This is a genomic window from Mesorhizobium sp. B2-7-2 (assembly GCF_006440775.1).
Taxonomy (GTDB): Bacteria; Pseudomonadota; Alphaproteobacteria; order Rhizobiales; family Rhizobiaceae; genus Mesorhizobium.
In genome coordinates, this window is record NZ_VFTZ01000001.1 from 251,560 (window position 1) to 263,277 (window position 11,718).

Annotated in this window: 11 protein-coding genes; 9 read left to right on the forward strand and 2 right to left on the reverse strand. The window is 63.9% G+C overall.

The window, feature by feature from the left end:
* The first annotated feature begins 10 nt into the window (after window positions 1–10).
* The 4 genes from FJ425_RS01305 to FJ425_RS01320 all read left to right on the forward strand — a co-directional run bounded on the left by FJ425_RS01305 (window position 11) and on the right by FJ425_RS01320 (window position 4,507).
* Window positions 11–364: a cupin domain-containing protein gene (locus FJ425_RS01305; RefSeq protein WP_140721153.1), complete on the forward strand. Its 354-nt coding sequence runs from the start codon at window positions 11–13 to the stop codon at window positions 362–364.
* 150 nt (window positions 365–514) lie between these two features.
* Complete coding sequence (locus FJ425_RS01310) at window positions 515–1,978, forward strand: aldehyde dehydrogenase family protein (RefSeq protein WP_140721156.1); 1,464 nt, start codon at window positions 515–517, stop codon at window positions 1,976–1,978.
* 10 nt (window positions 1,979–1,988) lie between these two features.
* Window positions 1,989–3,032 (forward strand): tartrate dehydrogenase, encoded by a 1,044-nt coding sequence (locus FJ425_RS01315; protein ID WP_140541147.1) that lies wholly within the window; start codon window positions 1,989–1,991, stop codon window positions 3,030–3,032.
* Between the two features lie 17 nt (window positions 3,033–3,049).
* Entirely contained in the window at window positions 3,050–4,507 is a 1,458-nt protein-coding gene (locus tag FJ425_RS01320; protein WP_140541148.1) for an NAD-dependent succinate-semialdehyde dehydrogenase, read from the forward strand.
* Window positions 4,508–4,519: 12 nt separating this feature from the next.
* On the opposite strand, the gene FJ425_RS01325 is transcribed toward FJ425_RS01320, so the two are convergent.
* Window positions 4,520–5,794: an FAD-binding oxidoreductase gene (locus FJ425_RS01325; RefSeq protein WP_140721159.1), complete on the reverse strand. Its 1,275-nt coding sequence runs from the start codon at window positions 5,792–5,794 to the stop codon at window positions 4,520–4,522.
* A 16-nt stretch (window positions 5,795–5,810) separates the two neighbouring features.
* Window positions 5,811–6,479: a haloacid dehalogenase type II gene (locus FJ425_RS01330; protein WP_140721162.1), complete on the reverse strand. Its 669-nt coding sequence runs from the start codon at window positions 6,477–6,479 to the stop codon at window positions 5,811–5,813.
* Here FJ425_RS01330 and FJ425_RS31460 point away from each other — a divergent pair.
* The 5 genes from FJ425_RS31460 to FJ425_RS01350 all read left to right on the forward strand — a co-directional run bounded on the left by FJ425_RS31460 (window position 6,478) and on the right by FJ425_RS01350 (window position 11,658).
* Complete coding sequence (locus FJ425_RS31460; RefSeq protein ID WP_181175778.1) at window positions 6,478–6,618, forward strand: hypothetical protein; 141 nt, start codon at window positions 6,478–6,480, stop codon at window positions 6,616–6,618. The genes FJ425_RS01330 and FJ425_RS31460 overlap by 2 nt on opposite strands.
* Window positions 6,619–6,800: 182 nt before the next feature.
* The gene (locus FJ425_RS01335; protein WP_140721165.1) at window positions 6,801–7,634 is read left to right on the forward strand and encodes a GNAT family N-acetyltransferase; all 834 of its coding nucleotides are present in this window, start codon (window positions 6,801–6,803) and stop codon (window positions 7,632–7,634) included.
* A gap of 14 nt (window positions 7,635–7,648) precedes the next feature.
* Window positions 7,649–9,022: an aspartate aminotransferase family protein gene (locus FJ425_RS01340; protein ID WP_140721168.1), complete on the forward strand. Its 1,374-nt coding sequence runs from the start codon at window positions 7,649–7,651 to the stop codon at window positions 9,020–9,022.
* Between the two features lie 238 nt (window positions 9,023–9,260).
* Entirely contained in the window at window positions 9,261–9,983 is a 723-nt protein-coding gene (locus FJ425_RS01345; protein ID WP_181175752.1) for an HAD-IA family hydrolase, read from the forward strand.
* A 64-nt stretch (window positions 9,984–10,047) separates the two neighbouring features.
* Window positions 10,048–11,658: an ABC transporter substrate-binding protein gene (locus tag FJ425_RS01350; RefSeq protein ID WP_140721171.1), complete on the forward strand. Its 1,611-nt coding sequence runs from the start codon at window positions 10,048–10,050 to the stop codon at window positions 11,656–11,658.
* The last annotated feature ends 60 nt before the right edge of the window (window positions 11,659–11,718 follow it).

Below are 11,718 nucleotides of genomic sequence, written 5' to 3' on the forward strand. Positions count from 1 at the left end.
GGATCATACCTTGTCTCTGCTCAAGACCGTCGATACCAACCCGGTTTTCCCGCCGCGCGAATCCAAGGCGCTGCCCGACCGCCTGATTGCCGGCGACCCAGCCTTCAAGACCTGGGCCCAGGATGTCGCCAAGGACGACCTTGTCCACACCGGCGTGTGGGAGGCGACACCGGGCGAGACGCGCTCGATCAAGGGCGACACCTTCGAGTTCTGCCACATCCTCGCCGGCGTGGTCGAGATCACGCCCGACGCCGGCGATACGGTGACCTATCGGGCCGGCGATAGCTTCGTGATGAAGCCGGGCTTCACCGGTGTTTGGAGGACCATCGAGACCGTGCGCAAGATCTACGTCACGGTGGGCTAGGGAGCGTCCGCGCAGGCAGCGACCTCCGCGGAAGATTTTGCCGTCTCTTGTTCCAAGCACGCAACATTCGTCGGCGGCGGATCACCGAACAGCGCATGCTGCGTGCCGGCACGGGCTAAGCTCAGGCCGATGCTGCCAAATGGTTTGCCCATGAGCCTGAGCTTCAATCCCGATACAATCGCCCTTGCCGTCGGCCACTTCATCGATGGGGAGCTGGTTTCGGCCGAGGGCGTGATGGAGATGCGCCGTCCGTCCGATGGCAAATCCTACGCCGCCTGCCCCGTGGCCGGTCTGGATTTGGTCGATCGGGCGGTGGAAAGCGCCAAAGCGGCGCTGAAAGCCAGCAACTGGGGCGGCGTCCGGCCGCGCGAGCGCACCAAGGCGCTCCACGCCTGGGCCGATCTGATGGAGGCGGAGGGCCAAACGCTCGCCCGGATCGAGGCCCTGAGCTCGACCCGGCCCGTGGGCCAGCTCGTCGCCGGCGACATCGCCGTCACCGCCGAGCAGATCCGCTTCTTTGCCGAGTTCGCCGACAAGGAAGGCAGCGAGCTGGTGCCGACCGACGACGCCAGTCTCGGCATGATCATGAGCGAGCCCTATGGCGTGGTCGGTGCGATCACGCCGTGGAATTTTCCGATCTCGATGGCCGGATGGAAACTCGGGCCGGCGCTGGCCGCGGGCAATGCAGTCGTGCTGAAGCCGTCGGAAATGACGCCCTTCTCGGCTATCTACATGGCAGAGCTTGCGGTCAGAGCCGGCCTGCCGGCGGGGCTGATCAACGTGGTGCTCGGCGACGGCCCGACGACCGGCACGGCGCTTACCGGTCATCCCGAGATCGCCAAGGTCAGCTTCACCGGTTCGACCCGCGCCGGTTCAGCCATCATGGAGAACGTCGCCCGCACCGGCGTCAAGCCGATGACGCTGGAGCTCGGCGGCAAGAGCCCGCAGCTCGTCTTTGCCGATGCCGATCTCGACAAGGCGGCGACGGCAATCGCCGGCAGCGTCACCTTCAATGCAGGCCAGGCCTGCGTGGCCGGCACGCGTCTGATCGTCGAGAAGAGCGTGATCGACCAGTTAACGGCCGCCATCCTGGAGCGGATGAAGGCAGTGCGGCCCGGCGCAACCTGGGACGAGGCGACGCAGTATTCGCCAATCATCTCGGAACGGCAGCGGGCGCGCGTTGACGGCATCGTGCGGGCCGCTGTCGCCGCAGGCGGCGAATGCCTGATCGGTGGCGGGGCCATGGAAGCTCCCGGCTATTTTTACGAGCCGACGCTGATTGCCAATGTCAGTCAGGACAATCCGGCGATCGTCGAGGAGATCTTCGGCCCGGTCCTGACCGTCCAGACCTTCGACAGCGAGGAGGAGGCGCTGGCGCTATCCAGCCATCCGACCTACGGGCTGGCCTCCGGCCTGTTCACCGCCGACCTGTCGCGCACGACCCGTTTCGCGCGCAGGCTCGAGGCGGGCACCGTCTGGGTCAACCGCTACAGCCGCTCGCGCGACCACATCCTGCCCACTGGCGGCTACAAGCGCTCCGGCATCGGCAAGGACCTTGGCCGCGAAGCCTATCTCGCCAACCGCAGGACCAAGAGCGTCCTGATCAGCCTGTGAAGAGATGTCGATGAAAACCTACTCTATCGCCCTGATCCCCGGTGACGGCATCGGCCGCGACGTCACCGCCGCTGCCTGGACAGTGTTGGAAACGGTAGCCAAACAGGGAGGCTTTTGCCTTGCAGGCACGGAGTTCCCCTGGTCCTGCCGCTTCTTCAAGGAAAACGGCCGCATGATGCCCGAGGACGGCATCGAGACCCTGCGCGGCTTCGATGCCATCCTTCTCGGCGCCGTGGGCTGGCCGGCCGAAGTGCCGGATTCCGTGTCGCTGCACGGCCTTCTGCTGCCGATCCGCAAGGCCTTCGTGCAATATGCCAATATCCGGCCGCACCGCCTGTTGCCGGGCGTCAAGGGACCGCTGCGGGCGGAAAGTTTCGACATCCTTTGCATCCGCGAGAACACCGAAGGCGAATATTCCGGCGCCGGCGGACGCGTGCACCAGGGCACGCTGGACGAAGTCGCGGTGGAGACCTCGATCTTCACCCGAGCCGGCGTCGAGCGCATCCTGCGCTTCGGCTTCGAGCAGGCGCGAGCCCGGCGAGGCAAACTCGCCTCCGTCACCAAGTCCAATGCGCAGAAATACTCAATGGTGTTCTGGGACGAGATCACGCGCAAGCTGGCTGCGGAATATCAGGATGTCGCCGTCACCAGCTATCATGTCGACGCGCTCGCCGCGCGCATGATCATGGCGCCGGAGAGTCTCGACGTGGTCGTCGCTTCCAATCTCTTCGGCGACATCCTGACGGACATCGGCGCGGCGATCCAGGGCGGGCTCGGCTACGCAGCTTCCGCCAACATCAACCCCGACCGCTCGGCGCCGTCGATGTTCGAGCCAGTGCACGGCTCCGCGCCCGACATCGCCCATCTTGGCATCGCCAATCCGATCGCCACCATCTGGTCCGGCGCCATGATGCTCGATCATCTTGGCGAGAAGGATGGGGCCTTCCGCATCATGAAAGCGGTCGAAGCGACGACTGCGCGCGGCATCGGAACCACCGCCGGCAAAGACAAGACAGACGCCATTACGGCCGCCGTCGTCGCGGCGCTCACCTGATTTGCGAGGTCGTTTTGATGAAAAACCTGAATGACAACAGTCTCTTCCGCGAGGCCGGCCTCATCGGCGGGAGATGGGTCGCGGCAGGTTCCGGCAGGACGGTCGATGTGATTAATCCTGCAACACAGCTATCGGTCGGCACGGTGCCAGACATGGCTGGTCCGGAGACCCGAACGGCCATACAGGCCGCGGCTTCCGCCTATCAGGATTGGAAAAAGAAGACCCATGCCGAACGTGCCGCCCTGCTGGAGGCCTGGCATGGCCTGATGCTCACGCATCTGGACGATCTCGCGCTGATCCTGACGACGGAACAAGGCAAGCCGCTGGACGAGGCCAAAGGCGAGATCCGCTACGGCGCCTCCTTCGTCAAATGGTTCGCCGAGGAGGCGCGCCGCATCAACGGCCACACCATTCCCGCGCCCTCATCCGACCGCCGCATCATCGTTCTGAAGGAACCGGTTGGCGTTTGCGGCATCATCACGCCGTGGAATTTTCCCAACGCGATGATCACCCGCAAGGTCGCGCCGGCGTTGGCCGCCGGCTGCACCGTGGTCATCAAGCCGTCCGAGTTCACGCCCTATTCGGCACTGGCGCTCGGCGTGCTTGCCGAACGAGCGGGCATCCCCACCGGCGTCATCAACATCGTCACCGGCATGCCGGCCGAGATCGGCAACGAGATCATGGCGAACGAGACCGTGCGCAAGATTTCCTTCACCGGTTCGACCAGGGTCGGCTCACTGCTGATGCGCGGCGCGGCCGACAGCGTGAAAAGGCTCAGCCTCGAGCTCGGCGGCAACGCGCCGTTCATCGTCTTCGACGACGCAGATCTCGATTTGGCAGTCGAAGGCGCGCTCGCCTCGAAATTTCGCAACGGCGGCCAGACCTGCGTGTGCGCCAACCGCATCCTCGTCCAGACCTCGGTCTATGACGCCTTCGCCGCCAAGCTCAGCGCCCGCGTGAACGCCATGATAGTCGGGCCAGGCACGCAGCCCGGCGTCGCGATCGGACCGATGATCAACATGGCGGCGGTCGAGAAGATCGAGCGGCATGTCGAGGACGCGCTCGCCAAGGGTGCTGCGATCGCAACCGAGAAGCCGGCGTTACCGCAGGGCCCGCAATATGTTGCGCCGCTGGTGCTGACCGGCGCAACGGCTGAGATGCAGCTCGCCGGCGAGGAAACCTTTGGTCCGGTAGCGCCGCTCTTCCGTTTCGAGACCGAAGAGGAGGCGATCGCGCTCGCCAACGGCACGCCATACGGACTGGCCTCCTACTTCTACACCGAGAACCTGAAGCGCGCCTGGCGCGTCGGCGAGGCGCTGGAATTCGGCATGGTGGGGCTCAACACCGGCTCCGTCTCGATGGAGGTCGCTCCCTTCGGCGGCGTCAAGCAGTCCGGCCTCGGGCGCGAGGGCGCCCAGGCCGGCATCGAGGAATATCTTGAGATGAAGAGCTTCCATATGGGCGGGCTGGGCTAACCCCAGCCCCGATCACTGGATCCGGTCGAGCGCCTTGTAGTAGAGGCCGACCATCGGCAGGAACCAGGGCTTGCCGGAATAGCCGGGGATGGACGGCCATTGGAGGCCCTTCAGCGGATTGCGATCCTCGCGGCCGAGCATGGCGTCCGCGATGATCATGCCGAGCTGCGTGGAAAGCTGCGCGCCGTGCCCTGAATAGCCCATCGCGTACCAGACCCCATCATGGTAGCCGGCCCGCGGGAAGCGGTCCTTGGTCATGTCGACCAGCCCGCCCCAGCAATAGTCTATCTCGACCTTGGCGAGCTGCGGGAAGATCGCAGCGAGACTTGCCCGCAATATCTGGCCGCTGCTGGCATCGGAGCGCTGGTCCGATGTTGCCGAGAAGCGGGCACGGCCGCCAAAGATCAGGCGCTTGTCCGGCGAAAGCCGGAAGTAGTTGCCGATATTCATCGAGGTCACGCATGTCCGGTTGCCCGGCATCGTCGCGGCGATCTCGGCATCGCTCAGCGGCCGCGTGGCGATGATGAAGCTACCAACGGAGATGATCCTGCGGCGGAAATAGTCGAAATTCGGCGTGGTGTAGGCGCCGGTCGCCACGAGCAAATTGTCTGCGCTGATGCGGCCGCGCGAAGTGGTCAGCTGATGCAGTGCGCCGGACTGCCTGTGATCCGTCACGGTTGCATTCTCATGGATAATGGCGCCATGGCGGACCGCCGCTGTCGCCAGCCCAGCCACATAGCGGCCCATATGCATCATGGCGCTTTTCTTCGAGAGCATTGCGCCATGAAAGGGCGAGCCGATCTCGGATTTAAGGTCGGTCGACGACAGCAGCGCCGTATCCGAGTCCACTTCCGCATGGACGGCTTCGAAGTTGCGGGCGATCGCTTCGAAATGCTTCGGCTTGGAGGCGAGCTTCAGCTTGCCGGCGCGACGGAAGTTGCAGTCGATGCCTTCCTCGGCGATCAGCGCCGCGATGGTGTCGATGGAATCGTCCAGCGCGCGGTAGAGCGCGATCGCGCGTTCCTTGCCAAGCTCCGCCTTGGCCGAAAGATAGCTGTGCGCGAGGCCGTTGTTCAGATGCCCGCCATTGCGCCCGGAGGCGCCCCAGCCAACCCGCTCCGCTTCCAGCACCACGACCTTGGCGCCGGCCTTCGCCAGCTGGCGCGCGGCGGCGAGACCGGTGAAGCCGCCGCCGACGATGGCGGCGTCGTAGTGCCCCTCGACCGGGCCTTGCGCCCCGCCGGAAAAGACGGGGGCGGTGTCGTGCCAGTAGGAGACGAACTTCATCGGTAATCCGCCTGTTTCAGAGCCCGACCACACCCGGCAGCCCGGAAATATCGGATATCTCCACATAGCCGTAGTAGGGATTGGCCGGCTCGTGGCCGCGGTTGACCCAAACCTTGTTCTTGATGCCGAGGTCATGGGCCGACATCAGGTCGTAGCGGAAGGAAGACGAACAGTGAAGGATGTCTTGCGGACCGCAGCCAAGCCTGTCGAGCATATATTCGAAGGCCTTGAAGCGAGGCTTGTAAGCCTGTGCCTGCTCGGCCGTGTAGACGGCATGGAACGGTGCGCCGAGCTTTTCGACGTTCGACATGATCTGCGCGTTCATGGCGTTGGAGAGGATGACCAGCGGAATTTCCTTGGCGACCTTGGCAAGTCCGGCCGGAACGTCGGCGTGCGGCCCCCAGGTCGGCACGCGCTCATAGACCATTTTGGCGTCATCGGGGCTGAAGCCGACGCCATTGCGTTTGCAGGCGCGCTCCAGCGCGTTGTGGATGACCTCGGCATAGGGCTTCCAGTCGCCCAGAATCTCATCGAGCCGGTAAGCCGCGAAGTTCTTGATGAACTCCTGCATGCGCGGCTCGTCAAGCCGGCTGCCATAGAGGTCGCGCGCCGCCTCCGCCATCTGGAAATTGGTCAACGTGCCGTAGCAGTCGAAGGTGATGTATTTGGGCCTGAAGGAAGCCATGTTCGTCGATCTCCAGTGGAAGCACATCCGCGTTCGGATGTTTTTCATCATAGGCTGGCCGGGAGCGAGCCACCTGACCGAAATGCACGTTCCGAAAGCAGAAAGTTCCGTATCCGCTGGCCTGTTTGGCACGCTGTAGCACCCTGCAGCCGATCCCGAGGGGTTGGTCGGCGGCCTGCGGCGCATCCGCTGCGGCCCGCGCCAGCACAAGATGCGGCGCACCCCCTGCGCAAAGGCGAATGATACTGCCGAAGTCGAAACCTTCAGACGATCTGCAGCCCGCCGATGGCCGAGACTTGGGGCCAGATGGAAAGGTGCCTCATGCAGCAAGGCGAACTCCAGGACTTTGGGCCGGATCATATCGAGGGCGCAGTCGCGCTTTCTCGCCAGGAGAACTGGCCGCATCGCCCGCAGGACTGGCAGATGGCGCTGCAACTCTCCAGCGGCGCGGTCGCGCTCGACGACCAGGGCCGGGTCACCGGCACAATCCTGGTAACGCCCTACGGCGCCGATTGCGCCATGATCAACATGGTGATCGTCGACAGGAAGGCGCGGGGCAAAGGACTCGGGCGCCGGCTCATGGAACAGGCCTTTGCCCTTGCCGGCGACCGGCCACTGCGACTTGTCGCGACAACCGACGGCATGCCCCTTTATGAGAAGCTGGGCTTTATGCCCTCGGGCACGATTCTTCAGCACCATGGCCAGGTGGCAGCGCTTGAGGCTCCCGAGGGTGTGGAAGCCGCAAGCACCCACGATCTGCTGGAAATCAAGGCCCTGGACCGTGACGCCTACGGCGCCGACCGTAAAGCTTTGATCGATGCGCTGGCCGAGTGGGGTGAATTCGCAGTCATCCGCCGCAAAGGCATCATCGCGGCCTATGCCGCAATCCGCCCATTCGGACGCGGCGAGGTGATCGGCCCCGTCATTGCGGACAACGCCGCGGACGCCAAAGTGCTGATTAGCTTCTTCGCCGCGTCGCGCCCCGGCGCGTTCCTGCGCGTGGATACCGACAGCCGCACCGGCCTCGCGGGATGGCTGGCCGAAATCGGCCTCGCTCATGTCGGCGGAGGCGTTGCCATGGACCGCCCCGCCAGGAATGGGCCGGAACAGGCCAGGCCAAGAGTTTACGCCCTCGCCAACCAGGCGCTCGGATAGTCCGGAGGACAAAAATGCTCGCCAATTCCCTGCTAGAACTCGACCGCGCCCATCTCATCCATCCGGTCACCTCCTATCGCGCCCATGAGGCGCTCGGCGTGCGCGTGCTGAAATCGGCGAAGGGCGCTACAGTGACCGACGCGTCCGGCCGGCAGCTTCTCGACGGATTCGCCGGCCTGTGGTGCGTGAATGCCGGCTATGGTCACGACAGCATCGTCGAGGCGGCGGCCCGGCAGATGCGCGAGCTGCCCTACGCCACTGCCTATTTCGATCTCGGCTCGGAGCCCGCCATCCGGCTCGCCTCGGAATTGGCCGAACGCGCGCCCGGCGACCTCAACCACGTCTATTTCACGCTTGGCGGCTCGGATGCGGTCGACAGCACGATCCGTTTCGTCCGCTATTACTGGAATGCCAAGGGCGAGCCGCAGCGCGACCAGTTCATTTCCATCGAGCAAGGTTATCACGGATCGTCGGTGGTCGGCGCTGGCCTGACCGCCCTGCCCGCCTTTCATGCCGGCTTCGGCATTCCCTTCGAATGGCAGCACAAGATCCCCTCGCCCTATCCTTATCGCAATCCGGTTGGGAATGACCCGAACGCCATCACCGCCGCATCGCTTGCGGCGCTGAAGGCCAAGATCGAGGATCTCGGCCCGCAGCGCGTCGCCGCCTTTTATGCCGAGCCGATCCAGGGCTCGGGCGGCGTCATCGTGCCGCCGAAAGGCTGGATCAAGGCGATCCGCGAGCTCTGCCGGGAATACGGCATCCTGTTCATAGCCGACGAGGTGATTACCGGCTTCGGGCGCACAGGCCCCCTGTTTGCCTGCATCCAGGAGGATATCGTTCCCGACTTCATGACGACGGCGAAAGGCTTGACCTCGGGCTATGTGCCGATGGGCGCCGTGTTCATGGCCGATCATGTCTACAACACCATCGCCGATGGCGCGGGTGCGTCTGCGGTCGGCCATGGCTACACCTATTCCGCCCATCCGGTCAGCGCAGCCGTCGCACTTGAAGTGCTGAAGCTCTATGAAAACGGAATTCTTGAGAACGGCGTCAAGGCCGGCGCCCGCCTGATGGCGGGCCTGTCAGGGTTGAGCGACCATCCGCTGGTCGGCGACGTCCGCGGTCGCGGCATGCTTGCTGCGATCGAGCTGGTGATCGACAAAAAGAAGAAAACGCCGCTTCCAGCCTCGGCCATGCCGGCGCGACGCGTGTTCGACAGGGCCTGGGACAATGGCATCATCATCCGCGCCTTCGCGCACGGTGTTCTCGGCTATGCCCCTCCGCTCTGCTGCACCGACGACGAGATCGACGCGATCGTCGAGCGCACGCGCCAGACGCTCGACCAGACGCTCGAGGACCCGGACGTGCGCCAGGCGCTGGCATGATGAGAGTGATTATGTCGTGTCTCGAAATATCGCTGGGGCAGACGATTTCGCAATTTTGTGCCGCTACCTCGCGCCTTTTCGGCGAATCCAGCGCGGGGGAAGTGCCAGACTGCTTTTTAAGAAGGGGCCAGAAAGCCCCGAATTTCCGGGCATTCGAACAAGGCCGACGCCGCGGACAGCACGGAATATTGTTCTGTTCAGCATGAGTAATTCGGCCGCGCGCAGAGGAGAGCCAGTCTTGGCCAGGGGCTTTAACGAATTCAAATACGTGACCTTCGATGTGGTCGGTACGCTGATCGACTTCGAAGGCGGCATCACGACCTGCTTGGCCGAGATCGCCGCGGAGGCCGGTGCTTCCGTCGACGGCGAAGAAGCGCTCGCCCTCTACCGGCAGGCCCGCTACATGCCCGATGCGAAGCTTTTCCCCGACGATCTCGCGCGTGTCTACATGGTCATCGCACCGCGGCTCGGCCTGCCGGCCGAGGAGAAATACGGCGCCCGCCTCCGGGATTCGGCGAGCGGCTGGCAAGGCTTCTCCGACAGCAGGGCGGCACTAGCCGGCCTTGCGAAGTCCCACAAGCTGATTGCCATGACCAATGCCCGGCGCTGGGCTCTCGACCATTTCGAGAAGCAGCTTGGATCGCCCTTCTTCGCTACCTTCACCGCCGACGATACCGGCACCGAGAAGCCGGACCCTGCCTTCTTTCAAAAGGTCTTCGACTTCGTGGCCTCCCGCGGCGACAGCAAGGACGACATCCTGCACGTTGCGCAAAGCCAGTATCACGACATCGGCATATCCCGGACGCTCGGCATGACCAACTGCTGGATCGAGCGCCGCCACGCCCAGAAGGGCTATGGCGGCACGACAGAGCCCAAGCACTTCACCGTGCCCGACTACCACTTCACCTCAATGGCCGACTTTGCGGCGGCCGTGCGGGAAAGCCTGAAGGAACGAACCTGAGCTCAAGACCCGGAAAGCCGCATCAAGACGCGCATCCCGGCCAAACAACAGAAAGGGGAATGACATGAGCGACAAGATCACCAACTGGACCGGAGCAGACGATGCGATGGTCGAAAACGCCATCAGGCGAGGCGCGAGCCGCCGCGAACTCCTCAAAATGCTGCTGGCAGGCGGCGCCGCCTTTGCCGCGGGAAGCGCTGTGCTCGGCCGAGCCACCAATGCCGTCGCCGCCACGCCAGTCTCAGGCGGCCACCTCAAGGCTGCCGGCTGGTCGTCCTCGACGGCCGATACGCTCGATCCGGCCAAGGCGTCGCTCTCCACCGACTATGTCCGCTGCTGCTCGCTCTATAACCGCCTGACCTTCCTCGACAGGGATGGCAAGACGCAGATGGAGCTGGCCGAAAGCATCGACAGCAAGGACGCCAAGACCTGGACGGTGAAGCTGCGCAAGGGCGTCACCTTCCATGACGGCAAGGACCTCACCGCCGACGACATCGTCTTCTCGCTAAAGCGTCACCTCGACAAGGCAGTCGGCTCCAAGGTCGCCAAGATCGCCGCGCAGATGACGGGCTTCAAGTCTGTCGACAAGTCGACCGTCGAAATCACGCTCGCCGACCCGAACGCCGACCTGCCGACCATCCTGGCGCTCCATCACTTCATGATCGTAAGGGACGGCACCACCGACTTTTCCAAAGGCAACGGCACGGGCGCTTTCGTGCTGGAGACCTTCGAGCCGGGCGTGCGCTCGGTGGTCACCAAGAACAAGAACTACTGGAAGTCGGGCAAGCCTTATCTCGATTCCTTCGAATTCATCGCCATCAGCGACGACAGCGCGCGCGTCAACGCGCTTCTGTCAGGGGACATCAATTTCGCCGCTGCGATCAATCCACGTGCGATGAAGCTCATCTCCGGCCAGCAGGGCTTCGAATTGTCGAAGACGACCTCGGGCAACTACACCGACCTCAACATTCGGCTCGATATGGAACCCGGCAGCAAGGCCGACTTCGTGACCGGCATGAAATATCTCGTCAACCGCGAGCAGATCGTCAAATCGGCATTGCGCGGCCTTGGAGAGGTCGGCAACGACCAGCCGGTCTCGCCGGCCAACATCTTCCACAACGCCGACCTCAAGCCGAAGACTTTCGATCCGGACAAGGCGAAGTTCCACTTCCAGAAGGCAGGCGTGCTCGGCCAGTCCATCCCGGTGATTGCCTCCGACGCTGCCACCTCCTCGATCGACATGGCCGTGATCATCCAGGCGGCCGGGGCGGATATCGGCATGAAGCTCGATGTCCAGCGCGTCCCCTCCGACGGGTACTGGGACAATTACTGGCTCAAGGCGCCGGTCCATTTCGGCAATATCAATCCGCGCCCGACCCCGGACATCCTGTTCTCGCTGCTATACGCATCCAACGCGCCGTGGAACGAAAGCCAGTACAAGTCGGAGAAGTTCGACAAGATGCTTGTCGAGGCGCGCGGCTCCCTCGACCAGGCCAAGCGCAAGGAGATCTACGACCAGATGCAGACCATGGTGTCCGAGGAGGCGGGCACCATCATCCCGGCCTATATCTCGAATGTCGATGCCCTCTCCAGCAAGGTGAAGGGTTTGGAAGCAAACCCGCTTGGTGGCATGATGGGCTACGCAATGGCCGAGTATCTCTGGCTCGAAGCCTGAGAGGCGCCTGCCGGGGGCCCGGTCAGCCGGCCCCTCGGCACCGCGTCGAGCAATATTTCG